The organism is Vibrio sp. SNU_ST1, from assembly GCF_030563405.1.
Classification (GTDB): Bacteria; Pseudomonadota; Gammaproteobacteria; order Enterobacterales; family Vibrionaceae; genus Vibrio.
Genome location: NZ_CP130749.1, coordinates 1,311,272 through 1,326,319, shown reverse-complemented (window position 1 = coordinate 1,326,319; position 15,048 = coordinate 1,311,272). Strand labels below are relative to the sequence as shown.

Below are 15,048 nucleotides of genomic sequence, written 5' to 3'. Positions count from 1 at the left end.
GAATGGGGGTTTTAGTTTCTAGGGGGAGTTACTTTATCAATAGTGAGCATTCACTAATTTATTGATTCTTTATTTAGATAGCCTTTAGTTTTAGATCGCCACCATAGTCGCAGCTTTCTTCATTGCTTCCTTGGTTGAGCACTCAATCACGTTCGCATTGGCAAAGCGGTGAGCGTCTTTCACTTGAATATCGTGAGCCAAGATAACCAGCTTCGCGTTCGCTACATCTAGGTCGGTGATGCGGTTTTGGATACCATTTTGACCTTGTGTTTCTACCTTAATCTTAAGGCCTGCTGCTAAGCCTGCTTTTTCCAGTGCTTTAGCCGCCATGAAGGTGTGTGCAACACCAGAAGGGCAACATGTTACGGCTACGATGTCGTACTCGCCTTCGCCTGCTACAGGAGTTGTTTGAGCTTGTACTGGCGCTTCAACCATGTCTTCTTCGGTTTCAACCGCGACAGGTTTCCAGAAGCCAACGATAACGGCTGTGGTTAGTGAGCCAAGTGCAATACCGACTATGTACATTGGAATGTTGCTTGATACTGGCGCAGTGATTAGGCCGCCCCATGGTGCGTGCAGTAGAACGTCTGTCATGAAGCCGAACACACAGCCAACGATACCACCAGCAACAATTGAAGGAAGTACGCGCATTGGGTCGTTCGCTGCGAACGGGATAGCGCCTTCAGAGATACCGATAGAACCCATGATTGCAGCCGCTTTACCTGCTTCTTGTTCTTGTTTAGAGAACTTGTTTTTGAATAGGAACGTCGCCAGTGCCATGCCTAGAGGTGGTGTACAAATCGCAATGCCTACGCCGCCCATTAGCCATGGTTGTGTGTCTACTTGAGTTTGAGCAAATAGGGTTGCTACTTTGTTGATAGGGCCGCCCATATCAAACGCCGTCATACCACCAAGGATTGTGCCTAGAACCATCTTAGACGCGCCAGCCATTGACGCTAGGAACTCGTTCATTGAAGACATGAACAGCTTGATTGGTTCACCAATGCCCCACAGTACGATACCTGCAGAGATTAATGTGCCTAGAAGCGGGTAGATGAAGTACGCACCTAACGCTGTCATGTTGGTAGAAAGTGGGATCTTCTTGAGTTGAAGCACCACACCACCTGCAATAAAGCCAGCCACGATACAACCAAGGAAGCCGCCGCCCATGTCTGCCATGATGCCAGAAGATATCATCGCAGGTGCTAGTGCTGGTTTATCTGCAATTGAGTAACCAATAAAGCCGCCAAGAATGATTGGGAAAAGAACAAGGCCTTTGATGCCGATATTAGAGATGTCTGCCAGCAAGCCGTCTGCTGGAACTGCACCTTTACCTGATGCCATTACCGCTAAAGCCAACAGAACACCACCGGCTACAATGAAAGGTAGCATGTGTGATGTACCAAAAAGCAGGTGGCCTTTCATGGTGCTAAGGATCTTTTTATAGTCGCTGCTACTATTCTTATTTGTTTTGTTAGAATTGCTACTGGTATTCGTAGCTTGGTTTGCTAGGGTGCTCATAATTGTCTACGCCTTATGAATTAATTAAAATATTAAGGATTTGATGTTCATCTTTTGCGTTATGGATATTTTGGATAAATTCATCACTGAATTTTCCAAATAGTTCTTGTAGTACATAAATATGATGGTCTGCACCGTTATCTGGTGAGGCAATCATAAAAAACACGGTTGGATTAATGCCGTCTTCATCGCCATACTCGATACCTTCACGCTTAACTCCGACAGCGATTGCTGGCTCTGTTACTGACTTACTTTTCGAGTGTGGATAAGCGATGCCGTCCATCGAGGTAATGCTTTGAGATTCACGAATTTCGATGTCTGCCAAGAAGGCTTCTTTATTGCTGATTCGGTTGTTCTCAAATAACATGCCTGCCAATTCTTCAAACAGTTCTTTTTTATTATTCGCTTGAAGGTTGTTATTAATTAAGTTGACGTTAGTTAGCTGTGTGATCATTTATTAACTCATTCACGATTGAAGTTCTTGAATTAAAATTAATGGATTAACCCGATTCGCGAAATAGCAAATAAAAGCCCTTCACTGTACATTTGTATCCAGCAAAATTAAGTGTGATTTGCATCATTAATGCAGTGTGAGATGGGTCATATTTGATGCTGTAGTTCGGTGCTGAAATAACTTTCTGTAGGAACAAAAAAGCACTAGGAACAAAAATGCCCCGCAAAGCAGGGCATGATCAGTGTTTGTATTTACTTTGTAGAGCTAGCTGTAAGCACGCGCTACGCGTCCAACGCAGTCCAGTTTGTAACTCTCAGCGTAAGCGGGAATGAACACCGATTGGCCTTTCTCTATCACACAGGTTTCGCCGCACTTGTGAGTAAGCACCATGGATTCGTCGAGTGGCAGTAGGATCTCGGCACCTTCGGTGGTGATTTTTCTCTGATGAGAATTCTGCACGATAGAGAACTTAAAATCCTCGACTGGAATTTGGTATTCCATCACATCACCTTGCTCTATCGGGCTTAGCAGTAATTTATCCGCAGGCTTTTCATTGAATTGAGTACAAGAGACCAGCTCATTCACGTCCATGTATTTAGGCGTCAATCCTGCGCGCAACACATTATCGGAGTTCGCCATGATTTCTAAGCCTGTCCCCTTGATGTAAGCGTGAGGTGTTTCGGCATCCAGATACATGGCTTGCCCTGGCTTTAGGGTTATCACATTCAATAGCAGCGGGGCAAACAGGCCTACATCACCTGGGTATTGATCTTCCAGTTCTGAAATCAATTGGAACACAGGTGTACCTGAAAGCTTGGCCTTCATGATCAACATGGTAAGCGCCATGCCTTTTTGTTCACCTTCCAAAGACAACAAGCTCGCAAAAAAGCAAGCTAAGCCATTGGGAGTTTGATCGCCCGCGAGATCGTTAACCATCGAATGTAACTCTGGAATATCGAGGTAGTGGAAGTGCTCAAGGATCTCGCTGATTGATCTAAAGCCATTCATCGCCGTGTAGTCGGTTAGGGCATACACCAGTTCTGGCTTGTGATTGGCATCCTTGTAATTACGGTTGCCCGCGGTCATTGGAATGCCTAGCTGCTCTTCTAGAGCATAGCCAGATTCTGCTTGTTGTTTGTTCGGATGTACCTGAACAGAGAGTGCTTTCTCCGCCGCTAACACCTTAAAAAGGTATGGTAGCTCGCCAAAACGACTCGCGACTTTCTCGCTTAGAAATAGGTTTAGATTCTTAGAAATCAAGTTCGACAACGTGGTTTGCTGACCATTGTCGGTCACCATTGAGCAACCATTCGGGTGAGCGCCCATCCATATCTCCGCTTGTGGCTCACCAGACTGGTTATCAATACCAAACAGTTGGCTGAATGAAGAAGGGCTACCCCATGCGTAGTTTTGAATGACGTTGGTCATAGGGTAGAAAAAGCGTTGTACGAACGAGTCGTTCGTCAAAGAAAAATCAAACATCGAAATCACCATGAAGGGAAACATGGCTTGAGCTCTATTCGTTCCTAAAAAACTATTAGCTACTAAAAACAGTAGGGTCGAAGGGCTCAAGCCATTGGAGTTGAAATGGCTTAAGCCGCAGCTGTCGTTAGTTTGGCTTTGCGTAGATTTTTAAGCGCGATACAAGTAACCGCAGTCACACCTGCACCTGATGCCATGCAAAGAAGTGCGAGCATTGGGTAGTTCATTGCGCCAAGTAGAGCGACCACTGGACCACCGTGAGCAACGCTGTTGGTGATGCCGAATGAGAACGCCATAACCGCTGCAGTCATTGAACCAAGTACGTTGGCAGGGATAACCGACATTGGGTCTTGAGCCGCGAAAGGAATCGCACCTTCAGAGATACCCACCAAGCCCATCGCACCTGCTGCTTTCCCCGCTTCGATTTCAGAAGATTCGAATAGGTTGAACTTACGGCCAAGCCTAGTTGCGATAGCCATGCCTAGTGGAGCGACAGGGATAGCACACGCCATTGCGCCCATGAACTGAGTTTGACCGCTGGCAATCATGCCAACCGAGAATAGGAACGCCACCTTGTTGAATGGGCCACCCATATCGAAACCAGCCATGCCACCCAATACGATACCAAGTAGCACCACGTTGCCTGTGCTCATGCTAGTAAGTAGGGCAGTAAGCGCATCCATAAGCCCCGCGATAGGCGCGCCAATGACGAAGATGAATAGACCCGCGATGAATAGAGAACCTGTGATCGGAGCGATCATGATAGGCACTAGCGGTTGAACGAACTTGTGGTAGTTGAACGACGTAATCCATTTAACGAAGTAACCCACCAATAGGCCGGCGATGATTGCGCCAATGAAGCCTGTACCTGCGTCAGCGCCGTAGAAAGAGCCGTTGTTAGCAATCCAACCGCCAATCAAACCTGGAGTTAGGGCAGGGCGGTCAGCAATCGCGTAAGCAATGTAGCCAGCCAAGATTGGGATCATCAATGTGAAGGCAACCACACCCACTTCTAGAATTTGGTTCCACATGCTACCAGCAGGAATCGCCATGCCTGATTCACTTGGCTCGCCGCCAATCGCCAGTGCAAGGGCAATCAAAAGGCCGCCCGTCACCACGAATGGAATCATGTGTGATACGCCATTCATCAAGTAACGGTAAAGGTCTGAACGTGCTTGTGATGCTTTCTCTGCGACAGATTGATTGGTTGTCGATTGCTCGGCTTGGTAGCTCGGTGCGTTGAGTGCTTGTTGGATCAAGCCTTGCGCGTCTTTGATTGGCGCTTTTACGTTGGTTTTGATCACGCGCTTTCCAGCAAAGCGAGCCATGTCGACTTGTTTGTCACAAGCAACAACGATAGCGTCTGCGCGTTCGATTTCTTCTTGAGTTGGGCTGTTTTTAACCCCGATAGAACCGTTGGTCTCTACCTTGATGTCGTAGCCAAGAGCCGCCGCGCCTTTCTCTAGCGCTTCAGCTGCTAAATAAGTGTGTGCAACGCCAGCTGGGCAGCCAGTGACACCAATGATGAAACCTTGTTTTTCTATGTTGGTTTCAGTTTCGTTGGTTTCAGTTGCTGATGGCTCAGGCTTCTGAAGTAGTAGCTCCAATGCTTCTTGTTCAGAGTCAGCATTCATGAAGCTTTCGATAAAGCCTTCTTCAATCAGTTTTGAAGAAAGCTCTGCCAATACTTCGATGTGGTGATCATCGCCGCCATCTGGAGACGCAATCATGAAGAACAGTTTTGATGGCTGGCCGTCATCTGCGCCGTACTCGATACCCTGTTGATGGACACCGATAACAACCGCGGGTTTGATGACCGCTGCACTTTTCGCATGTGGTAGGGCAATGCCTTCTTCAAATCCGGTATTACCTTGTTCTTCACGAGCTTTGATATCGGCAAGAAACTGTGTTTTGTCTGAGATTCTGCCTTGTGCGTAAAGTACGTCTATCAGCTCTTTAAATACTTCTTCTTTTGAATTAGCGCTAAGCGAAAGCTTAATCAAATTTTGATTGATCAATGTTGTGATCATAATGAACCCCTACTCTGTTTTTATTTTGTTAGGGGTATTCTGGAATCTACGGCTTGCCTTCTGTAGTGAAGAAAAGATGCATTTACTGGATGATTGTTGCGTTATAAATGGAGTGTGATTTTGATCGGTCGTGTGGTCGTTTTTAGGATGGTGTTGACAGACTTAAAGATGTACTGAGGCTTTTATTTATAAGGGCTGTAGCGTGTTTGTTTATCAGGGAAGGGACGTGCTATGTCAGTTTCGTTACTGGAGATTTATTTCCGTGACTAGATTTTTGTAACCTAGATCTCAAATTGTGATTTTGCTCAATAGCGCTATGTTTCACTAAGGGGTATATCTATTTCCGTAGCCTTATTGCTGCCCACTAGAGTTCGAATAATGATATTTCATGACTTAATCTCCTCTGTATTAAATGAGCGAGAACCGTTTCATAACATCTGGTTTGCTGGAGATTTTCACACGCCTTCAGCATGCAGTTATCAGGTGAACTTTCCCCGTTTAGAGTTGGTGCTAGACGGGGAGTACGTTAATGAAATGGAGAGTCATGATCGCAAAATAACCAGCGTTATCGCCAAAGCCGGAGACGCGATTTTCATCCCACCCAACTGTTGGAATAAACCTAACTGGGATACTGACTGCTCGGTGTTGAGCATGTTGTTTGGGCGTCGCCAGCTTGGTTTAAGCTTGGTGAGTAAGCGCAAAGGCGAGGAGAGCTTTTACGATATCCAAAAGCACAGTATTCAGACTCGTTCTGGGTTTGCGATTGATAATATTTTGGAGGCGCTCAGCTCGTTAGCGAGAGAGAGTAACAAGCAGCCGATGGATGAGTTATTGCTGCAAGCTCTACTGCAATACAGTAAAACCATGTTGGAAGCGCCCGTAGAAAAATCTCACAGTCGAGTACAGGATGTGTATCAGGGGATTTGTATCTACATTCAAGAGAACTTCCACCGCCAAATCACCCGAGATAGTATTGCCTCGCGCTTTAGCATTTCATCGAACCACTTGTCGCGAATGTTCCGTCAACAAGGCCACATGACGCTGGCTGAGTATATTACCCGTGTTCGGGTCGACCGTGCCAAGTTCATGCTCAAGAAGTACAACTTCAAGCTCAATGAGGTGGCTGTGCGTTGTGGTTTTAAGGATGTGAACTATTTCTGTCGAGTGTTCAAGAATCGCACCGGAAGAACGCCGACCGAATATCGAGGCTCTATTTAGTTAAGCCGTATTTTTGAGTGAGTAGCCTTAAAGCAGGCGAGATGAGATATACATCAACACGGCTTGTAAGTCGACACTGCTTCTGGTTTTTTGCAGACGTTCATTGACCTGATCGTGGAGCAGGTTTCGCGTTAAATTGGTAGCCGCCACAATGTGTTCACGTTGCGGCTTGGTTGGCAGTACTAAAGCGATAGCAACGTGTACTTGGCCAATTGGAGATGCCCAGTCAATCGGGTTGTCACTGACGATGACCGCAATGGAGAGATCTTGAGTAGATTCAAACATCACATGAGGCAATGCGATACCTGGTGACACGCAGGTTGAAGAGCGTTCTTCTCGCTTAATGAAAGCCAAAATCAGTTCATCTGGATCTTCTGGATAAACGAGGTGAGCGAGTCCTTTCAAGCACTCAAATTTTGTCAGTTGAGTTTGCGCCTTAGCGTGGTGCCATTTGATGTCACAAGGCGGGCATATCTGCGGCATACGCTGGATTAAATCGTTAGAGAACTCATGGTTCACTTGCGAACCAACCATGTCGTAATGCTCAGCAATCACGTCTTTTATTACAAAACATGCGAGTTCAGCATCAATCCCTACTGCGGCTATCTGGCACAAATCACCACGAAGTAAACCCACTTGTAACATCGCGACAGATTTGGAGAGATCGGCGATTCGGTTTTGAGTGATGTTGATAATGCGGATGTTGCTTTTGAATTTCTTCGCTAAGCGAGTCAGCGGCTGCGCGACGTGTGAGTTCGCGGCAGGATCGTCAACGAAGAAGGTGATCTGATATTCGTTCATGAAAGGTTTAAGTTCGACAATGCTTGATAAAAACTTTATCGACACTCAATAACACCTCTTCCATTGGAATGAAGACGGTTTTCGCTGGGTCAAATCGGCTTGGTTGTTCGATGTCGATATCAGAGACGATCAACACTTTGTCTGCGAGGGTTATATCCTGGCCTGTCAGTAAGTTTTCAATACCCATAGCGCCTTGAGTCTCAACCTTGATTGAAACGTTGAATTTTGGGGCCGTTTTATTTAGTGCATCAGCTGCCATATAGGTGTGCGCAATGCCTGTAGGGCACGCAGTTACCGCTACAATTCTCATTATTATTCTCGTTGTGCTTAGATCGACAGTTTACTTGGATCGATGGGACTATCTGAATCTAGGAAGTTTATGGATTCCCGTTTTTAATTCAAAGGTGAACGTCACACTCTTGCTTCTTGGTTACAATTATCCAGTTAATGCACCTTTCGTCCTATATATCGAGCGGCCTTGCCTCGTTAGTCTTTTCATATTATTAACCTCTTTATCTCATTTACTTAAATTGGTACTCGGACGAGGCAGCACATGGACATCACTGACATTATAGAGCCGGAGATTATCTGTCTGGATTTAAAGGCAGATTCAAAACAAGCGGTATTTGAAGAGCTTGTTGAACTGCTCGACCGCGCAGGTAAGCTCTCCAATAAAAGTGAATTCCTTGATGATATTTGGAAGCGTGAAGCCATCGGCAATACGGGCTTTGATGATGGTATTGCGATTCCACATGCAAAAAGCACCGCCGTTGCCAAACCTGCTGTCGCGGTAGGTATTAGTCGAACGGGTATCGATTATGGCGCAGACGGAGGTGAACTGTCTGATGTGTTCTTTATGCTTGCCTCACCAGACAATAGCGATGATCATCATATTGAGGTCCTGGCTCAGATCTCGACTCGATTGATTGAAGATGGCTTTGTTACAAAATTAAAGGCGGTAGAGTCAGTTGAGGAAGCTCAAGAGCTGTTTCTCGAAGCGAATTCTGAATCTTTTGATAGCTACGCTTCTAGTCATCATGAAGTTTACAGCGAACCATTAAGCCCTTGGGCACAATCCCTTAATCGTCTCAAAGAACACTTATTGTACGGTACTTCGCACATGATCCCATTCGTGGTCGCGGGCGGAGTGCTTTTGTCTTTGTCGGTAATGATGTCTGGTCATGGCGCTGTGCCTGAGAGCGGTGTTCTGGCTGACATAGCACAAATGGGTATCGCGGGGCTAACCCTGTTTACCGCCGTACTTGGTGGTTACATTGCATATTCAATGGCCGACAAACCGGGCTTAGCACCGGGTATGATTGGTTCTTGGCTCGCAGTGAATCAGTACAATACCGGCTTCCTTGGTGCGATTGTGGTCGGATTCTTCGCTGGCTTTGTGGTGAATCTACTTAAGAAAATCAAACTGCCAGACAGTATGATATCGCTGAGTTCGATCTTCATCTATCCATTAGTCGGCACTTTTGTAACCTGTGGCGCTGTGATGTGGGTGATTGGCTCTCCTATCGCGTATGTGATGCTTGAGATGAACCAAATGCTGACTGGCATGGCTGGCTCAGGAAAAGTGGTGTTGGGCAGTATTTTAGGGGCGATGACAGCCTTTGACATGGGCGGCCCAATCAACAAAGTGGCGACGCTGTTTGCTCAAACGCAGGTGAACACTCAACCTTGGCTAATGGGCGGCGTCGGTATTGCCATTTGTACGCCACCATTAGGTATGGCTCTTGCCACTTTCATATCACCTAAGAAATTTAAAAGAGACGAGCGTGAAGCGGGTAAAGCCGCCGGTATCATGGGCATGATCGGCATCAGTGAAGGTGCGATTCCTTTTGCTGCCGCCGACCCTGCGCGAGTTCTGCCTGCTGTTGTTGCTGGTGGCATTGTCGGTAACGTGGTTGGCTTTATGTTCCATGTCATCAACCATGCACCATGGGGCGGTTGGATCGTATTGCCAGTGGTTGATGGCAAAATTGGCTATATCGTCGGGACATTAGCAGGAGCACTGACGACGGCTCTGATCGTGATACTACTGAAAAAGAACGTGGTCGAAGGCGAAGTAAATTCTAATCAGTTTACGGGTGGCTCGATAACGGAAGAAGGACAAGCGGATGTATTGGCGATCACTTCTTGTCCATCTGGTGTTGCTCATACGTTTCTTGCGGCTAAGTCTTTGGAAAAGGCGGCTCATCATCTTGGGGTTCGGATTAAAGTCGAAACGCAGGGTGCCAACGGAATCGGCAATCGCATTACACAGAAAGACATTGAGCGGGCGAGGTTGGTGATTTTTGCTCATGATGTGGCAATTAAAGAGAGCGAACGCTTTGCGAACGTAAAAACCTTAGACGTCAGCACTAAAGAGGCGATGCTCAATGCTCAGGCGTTGATCATGAGAAAGGTGTAACCGTTAAATTATAAGTTAATCGGCTCCAAACTAAAAAGACTCCGCTCTAGCCTTTACGCTAACAGTGGAGTCTTTTTGTATCGCTTACTAATCTATCAGGTCAGACGCTAAAAAGGGTGGTACTTAAATACGTCTTCAACCATAGAATTAAGTAAATCGATATCGTCACAGGTTTTGGCGTAAGTACGCAGGCCCGCGATTTGAACCTGAACATGTCGAGCAAGTTGCGTCGGTTCACGTTCTTTATTGATCTCACCCAGTTCTTGCGCTTCTGTAATCAACTTGGCGAACTCACCTTCCATGATCTTTAGTGATTTCTTCGCTTCTGCTAATAGCTCTGCGTGTTCATCAGTCAGCTCTGCGACCGTTTTAGCCAGCATACACATGCCATTTGGCGAACTTTGTTTTGATTCGACAACCGCACGTTTTACAAAACTTTCGAGCGCTTTGATTGGAGAGTCGGTTTCGCTGCGAAAGCGGTTCAGGTTGAGAATGCCGAGTTCGGTATAACGAGCTAATGTTTCTTTAAACAAGCCTTCTTTGCTGCCAAAAGCCGCATAAATACTGCCCGGACGCATATCAATCACGTCCTGTAGATTGCGCATAGAAGTTGCGTGAAAGCCCTTTTCCCAATACAGGTTAGTCGCTTTATCTACTACGTCTTGTCTATCGAACTTCGCTGTCTTGGCCATAACATCTACTTCATTAATCTGAACATATGTTTAGTATTTTAAGATGAACGATCGTTCTAGTAAAGGTGTGTCTGGTTAATCTGGCAATCTCGCAAAGATCGAGAGCATCAATCGGTAATAAAAAACTCTAATCATCAACAACTTCGACGGTCTTGTGTTGTGCGCCGTAATAGGTACCTTCATCGATGGTGTACATCAGCGTTTCTTCGCACTCTGGGCAATCGAATTCTTCATTGGGTTCGATTGCTTCCTCTTCTACCCATTCCCATCCAATGTGTTCTTCGCAAGCAGGACAATCCATAAAAATACCTCTCAGTGGTTATCGCCTATTTACAGCGAGTCTCTATTTAACGGGCTCGGCAGTATACATATTTGAGACTGAATATATAGATGATCGTGAGTGAACAGCTTGGTAAGGGTTACACAGTGAGTACTAATCTACCACTTTATGATTATGCAAGGTATGTCAATTTTTAGTCACTGCGCCAGAGAAATGTTGTTACACGTGTTTTTCGTCTGGTTAAGTCAGATAGTTAACAGTTTTATTCATAAACCAATGAGTTTTATAAGGTTAAATGTTAACGTCCTCTGCGCTGAACTGTGTGGTTAGGTCATGGTTTACATGGGTCAGCTTGAATAATTATAGGGTCACAATTAAGGCGCACCCATTAGAAGGAAGCCTGATTGGATGACTGAGAAGAGTTGTTAGTTGTTAGTTGTTAGGGAAATAATAATGAATTTAACCGATATGTCATTTAAGCAAAAAATCATCGCTTTGCTTATCTTACCGATCTTAGGGTTTTTATGGCTTAGTGTTTCTGCCATTTCAAAAAGCGTAGAAACCACCAGTGAAATGTCGTCATTAAACCAACTTACGCGTTTGTCGGTTGTGTACAGTGAGTTGGTGCACGAGTTACAGAAAGAGCGTGGTATGACCGCTGGTTTTATCGGGTCACAGGGAAACAAGTTTGGCAGTGAGCTAAAAGCACAAAGAATTAACGCAGACAGCAAACGTAATCAAAGAACCGAGTACTGGCAGTCTGAAGAAATCGACTTATCGCAGATCGCGCGTCTGAATACTGAAATCAGCCAAAGCCTCAACCAAATGACTTCGATTCGCAATAGAGTGGACTCTCAATCAATTCCGCTTTCTGAAGCATTAGGTTACTACACCAAACTTAATGCTAAGTTATTGAGTGTATCTGCATTAATTGCTGAGCTAAGTACTGATGCCACCATCACGACAGAAACCATCGCCTACTATAACTTTCTACAAGGTAAAGAGCGTGCGGGTATCGAACGTGCGGTTCTCAACAACACTTTTTCTAAAAATGAATTTGGCCCGGGTATGCTGGTTAAATTCATCTCTTTGGTAACCGAGCAAAATACATATTTTGCGAACTTTGAAGTTTTGGGTAACCCAGATAACGTTGATTTCTTTAAACAGCAACTGAATGATCGCTCGGTGGCTGAAGTGGAAAAACTTCGTGATGTGGCTGAATCGAAAATGAGTGGTTTTGATGTCGATCCTGTTTATTGGTTTGCTCAATCGACTGCACGAATTGTTCAGCTGAAGAAGACCGAAAATCAGTTAGCAGAGTCTCTTATTACACTGACGGATCAGAAAACTCAGCAAGCTCAATCAGCAATGATGGGAAGCATTGTGATATTTGTTGTGATCACTTTGTTCGCAACTTTTGTTAGCTTCAAAGCCATTACTGATTTAACTACTCGAGTTAAAGATCTAACGCGAGTACTTTCTAAAGTCCGAAATGACAATGACTTAACCGTTCGTGCGACTTACGAAGGCAATAGCGAGCTGGGTCAAATCTCATCGTCGCTTAATGAAACATTAGAGAAGTTTTCTCAAGTTATCGATAACCTATCTCAATCTAGCCTGACACTTGCTTCAGCAGCAGAAGAGACGGCGCAAACTTGCCAATACAACTCAAGCACCTTAGTTGAACAGCAAGACCAGATTGGCTTGATTGCGACAGCAACAGAAGAGTTATCAGCGACGGTGAATGAAGTCGCGGCTAAAACACAGCAAACGGCAAGCTCAGCGAAGATCGCTGATGAACAATCACAGCAAGGCTTAAGCACGGTTCAACAATCTTATGAGTCGATAGAAACCTTGGCTTCTGAGATTAACGGCCTCGCTGAAAAAATCACTCATCTACACGAAAGTAGTAACAACATTAACAGTGTGATTGATGTGATTAAATCTGTTGCCGAACAAACCAATTTGTTAGCGTTAAATGCAGCGATTGAAGCCGCTCGTGCTGGTGAACAAGGTCGTGGTTTTGCTGTCGTAGCCGATGAAGTTCGTACTTTGGCTCAGCGTACGCAACAGTCCACTTCGGAAATTGAAGGCTTCATTAACTCGCTACAATCGGACGTGCAAACAGCGTTCAATGTGATTGATAACAGTAAGAAGATGTCTTCAAGAGCGGTTGAAGACTCACGAGGAGTAGAACAGACCCTGCAAGATATTTCAGGGGCTGTGAGCGAAATATTCAGCATGGCAGAGCAGATCGCAACCGCAACTGAAGAGCAAGCAGTAGTGACTCAAGATATTGCTCAGAACGTTGTGGCGGTAGAGCAGAAGTCGACAGAATCTACGACGGGCGCAACGCAAATTGCTGCAACAGCGAAAGAACAAGCTGAGTTGGCAACATCGCTGAAAGAGCTTTCGAATACGTTTAAGAGTTAGCAGCTCAGAGCTAGAAGTATTCTATCGTATATAAAAAATGTCCCGCCTAGTGCGGGACATTTTTTGTTTTTAAAGACTCTAGATGCTTGGTTCTACTTTATATCAACAGTAAGTCACTGATCAGAAATAGCGCAGGAAAAAAGCTTGAGAATAAGGCACAGCTTTTCGACAAGTCGTTTCGAACAGTCATTAGTCTACAATCAAAATTTTAGCGAAATTATCGAGATTTTTAACAAGACCAGTTATTGACTACGAGCGGTACTGTGTAAGCGTGATCATATAATCGTGGTCGTAATTGATACTGCCTTTCGCGCAACTTACCCCATAAACCAAGAGATAAAAATCAACGCACCAAAACCGAATGTTGCCATCAGTGCCGTATCGCCACCAGCTGCTGTGTAGCTGCCTTCGGTTTGTAGGTGAGGGAAATCAGGTCTACGAACCTTAACTACCATCGCCAGAGGGCCCCAGATAGCTAAGAACACCAATACCATGCCCGCATAATCCAGCATGCTCACAAACTGGCTCGCGAACAGTTCAGCGAGTACCAAAGGCAATACAAAGGTCAGAGCGTAAGCCAGCAGCTTGTTATTGGTAACAGCGTCTTTGTTTTGGTCGTAAAGCGCCATGGACACACCAAGGAAAGAGGTCACCAATGCCAATGCTGAGAACAGCGCAATCACGACTTTCAGCCAAGCAGACTGTCCGCTAAACGCTGAGATCAGTTCTGAGATATTATGGAATTGGCTGATTGCATCTGTGCCAAGGTTACCGATAATCGCGAACAACCAAGTCAGGTAGCAGATTAGTGGAATCACCGAACCCAACAGAATCATATTGCGGATCTGCTTTTGAGTCGCTTCGCGGTTGTAGATAACCAGTGACGGGATCACCACCATAGAGGCAAAGCTAGTAAAGATAACCGCGCTGTACTGCACCACGTCATTGGCCGTGTATTGGCTAGTTTGAATTAGGTAATCCAAACGAATGTTGCTAAACAGAGAAGCAATCACAATAAACAACATGACTACCATCAACATGAATAGTCCGCGATTCAGTTTGTCGATGTAGGATTTACCTGATACTACAATTACACCCATCAATAGGCTGAAAATGGTATAGGCAACCGATGTAGAGACATCGACACCAAGGTCGAGCAGCAGCTTATGAATGATGTCGCCTACACCCAAGATATAAGCGATGAGCATGCATACCAACAGCAGGTAGAAGAGTGCATTGATAAAATGTTTACCTTTGCTGCCCAAAGTCAGGTAAGCAACACTGCTCATGCCACTGTTGTCTTTGGTTTTGGTGCAGGCTTCTGCGAGTAGCAGTGCTGAGTATGTGGTGCCAACAAAAATCAGCAGCATCAGCACAGAGCTGATCATAAAGCCGAACTGAGCTAAAACCATTGGGATGGCCAACATGCCAGCCCCTAGTGCAGTTCCCGAAAGAATTAGGGAACTACCGAATAATTTCATATTCAAAAAAACAACCTCTAGCGATCCAAATAATTTTTGTTTGGATTGTAAATAATTGTTTCCAAGACTAACAAAATACTCATTAGAGTTAGGGATTAAATTCTAATAATTTTTGAAATTTTCTAAAAAACTTACAAAGGTATTTTGGAGTGTTATCTGTGATCGGTTGACGCATTTTCTTGGTGATTGTATTCGTTGTTTTAGTTAACGTTTGCTCATTGTTGAATGATCTAGCAG

At 45.1% G+C, this 15,048-nt stretch carries 12 protein-coding genes; 3 read left to right on the top strand and 9 right to left on the bottom strand.

The window, feature by feature from the left end; genetic code table 11:
• Positions 1–90: 90 nt before the first annotated feature.
• The 4 genes from Q5H80_RS20130 to Q5H80_RS20115 all read right to left on the bottom strand — a co-directional run bounded on the left by Q5H80_RS20130 (position 91) and on the right by Q5H80_RS20115 (position 5,487).
• Positions 91–1,521, bottom strand: coding sequence for a fructose-specific PTS transporter subunit EIIC (locus Q5H80_RS20130; protein ID WP_304569905.1), 1,431 nt, complete (start codon positions 1,519–1,521; stop codon positions 91–93).
• Between the two features lie 13 nt (positions 1,522–1,534).
• Positions 1,535–1,975 (bottom strand): PTS sugar transporter subunit IIA, encoded by a 441-nt coding sequence (locus Q5H80_RS20125; protein ID WP_239718466.1) that lies wholly within the window; start codon positions 1,973–1,975, stop codon positions 1,535–1,537.
• A gap of 264 nt (positions 1,976–2,239) precedes the next feature.
• Positions 2,240–3,457, bottom strand: a complete 1,218-nt coding sequence (gene manA, locus Q5H80_RS20120; protein WP_304569904.1) for a mannose-6-phosphate isomerase, class I — start codon at positions 3,455–3,457, stop codon at positions 2,240–2,242.
• 110 nt (positions 3,458–3,567) lie between these two features.
• A complete protein-coding gene (locus Q5H80_RS20115) occupies positions 3,568–5,487 on the bottom strand; it encodes a fructose-specific PTS transporter subunit EIIC (protein ID WP_304569903.1) in 1,920 nt (639 codons plus the stop codon).
• Positions 5,488–5,865: 378 nt separating this feature from the next.
• Between Q5H80_RS20115 and Q5H80_RS20110 the strand changes: the two genes are divergently transcribed.
• Complete coding sequence (locus Q5H80_RS20110) at positions 5,866–6,705, top strand: helix-turn-helix transcriptional regulator (protein WP_304569902.1); 840 nt, start codon at positions 5,866–5,868, stop codon at positions 6,703–6,705.
• A 27-nt stretch (positions 6,706–6,732) separates the two neighbouring features.
• Here Q5H80_RS20110 and Q5H80_RS20105 read toward each other — a convergent pair whose 3' ends face one another.
• Positions 6,733–7,506, bottom strand: a complete 774-nt coding sequence (locus Q5H80_RS20105; RefSeq protein ID WP_304570739.1) for a PTS sugar transporter subunit IIA — start codon at positions 7,504–7,506, stop codon at positions 6,733–6,735.
• Between the two features lie 7 nt (positions 7,507–7,513).
• Complete coding sequence (locus tag Q5H80_RS20100; RefSeq protein WP_009846233.1) at positions 7,514–7,816, bottom strand: PTS fructose transporter subunit IIB; 303 nt, start codon at positions 7,814–7,816, stop codon at positions 7,514–7,516.
• 243 nt (positions 7,817–8,059) lie between these two features.
• On the opposite strand from Q5H80_RS20100, the gene Q5H80_RS20095 reads away from it, so the two are divergent.
• Positions 8,060–9,925 (top strand): fructose-specific PTS transporter subunit EIIC, encoded by a 1,866-nt coding sequence (locus Q5H80_RS20095; RefSeq protein ID WP_304569900.1) that lies wholly within the window; start codon positions 8,060–8,062, stop codon positions 9,923–9,925.
• A gap of 107 nt (positions 9,926–10,032) precedes the next feature.
• Here the strand turns inward: Q5H80_RS20095 and Q5H80_RS20090 are convergent, their stop codons facing one another.
• Positions 10,033–10,617: a TetR/AcrR family transcriptional regulator gene (locus Q5H80_RS20090; protein WP_304569899.1), complete on the bottom strand. Its 585-nt coding sequence runs from the start codon at positions 10,615–10,617 to the stop codon at positions 10,033–10,035.
• Positions 10,618–10,744: 127 nt separating this feature from the next.
• Positions 10,745–10,918 carry a hypothetical protein gene (locus Q5H80_RS20085; protein WP_304569898.1) on the bottom strand — a complete coding sequence of 58 codons (174 nt, stop codon included), beginning with the start codon at positions 10,916–10,918 and terminating at the stop codon, positions 10,745–10,747.
• A 432-nt stretch (positions 10,919–11,350) separates the two neighbouring features.
• On the opposite strand from Q5H80_RS20085, the gene Q5H80_RS20080 reads away from it, so the two are divergent.
• The gene (locus Q5H80_RS20080; RefSeq protein ID WP_304569897.1) at positions 11,351–13,330 is read left to right on the top strand and encodes a methyl-accepting chemotaxis protein; all 1,980 of its coding nucleotides are present in this window, start codon (positions 11,351–11,353) and stop codon (positions 13,328–13,330) included.
• A 317-nt stretch (positions 13,331–13,647) separates the two neighbouring features.
• Here the strand turns inward: Q5H80_RS20080 and Q5H80_RS20075 are convergent, their stop codons facing one another.
• On the bottom strand, positions 13,648–14,811 hold the full coding sequence (locus Q5H80_RS20075; protein WP_304570738.1) for an amino acid permease: 1,164 nt from the start codon (positions 14,809–14,811) through the stop codon (positions 13,648–13,650).
• Positions 14,812–15,048: the final 237 nt, after the last annotated feature.

Excerpts from the sequence above, each read along its gene's own strand:
- Q5H80_RS20115 (WP_304569903.1), bottom strand. The coding sequence starts at position 5,487 with ATGATCACAACATTGATCAATCAAAATTTGATTAAGCTTTCGCTTAGC.
- Q5H80_RS20080 (WP_304569897.1), top strand. The coding sequence starts at position 11,351 with ATGAATTTAACCGATATGTCATTTAAGCAAAAAATCATCGCTTTGCTT.
- Q5H80_RS20105 (WP_304570739.1), bottom strand. The coding sequence starts at position 7,506 with ATGAACGAATATCAGATCACCTTCTTCGTTGACGATCCTGCCGCGAAC.
- manA (WP_304569904.1), bottom strand. The coding sequence starts at position 3,457 with ATGTTTGATTTTTCTTTGACGAACGACTCGTTCGTACAACGCTTTTTC.
- Q5H80_RS20085 (WP_304569898.1), bottom strand. The coding sequence starts at position 10,918 with ATGGATTGTCCTGCTTGCGAAGAACACATTGGATGGGAATGGGTAGAA.
- Q5H80_RS20090 (WP_304569899.1), bottom strand. The coding sequence starts at position 10,617 with ATGGCCAAGACAGCGAAGTTCGATAGACAAGACGTAGTAGATAAAGCG.
- Q5H80_RS20100 (WP_009846233.1), bottom strand. The coding sequence starts at position 7,816 with ATGAGAATTGTAGCGGTAACTGCGTGCCCTACAGGCATTGCGCACACC.
- Q5H80_RS20110 (WP_304569902.1), top strand. The coding sequence starts at position 5,866 with ATGATATTTCATGACTTAATCTCCTCTGTATTAAATGAGCGAGAACCG.
- Q5H80_RS20095 (WP_304569900.1), top strand. The coding sequence starts at position 8,060 with ATGGACATCACTGACATTATAGAGCCGGAGATTATCTGTCTGGATTTA.
- Q5H80_RS20125 (WP_239718466.1), bottom strand. The coding sequence starts at position 1,975 with ATGATCACACAGCTAACTAACGTCAACTTAATTAATAACAACCTTCAA.
- Q5H80_RS20130 (WP_304569905.1), bottom strand. The coding sequence starts at position 1,521 with ATGAGCACCCTAGCAAACCAAGCTACGAATACCAGTAGCAATTCTAAC.
- Q5H80_RS20075 (WP_304570738.1), bottom strand. The coding sequence starts at position 14,811 with ATGAAATTATTCGGTAGTTCCCTAATTCTTTCGGGAACTGCACTAGGG.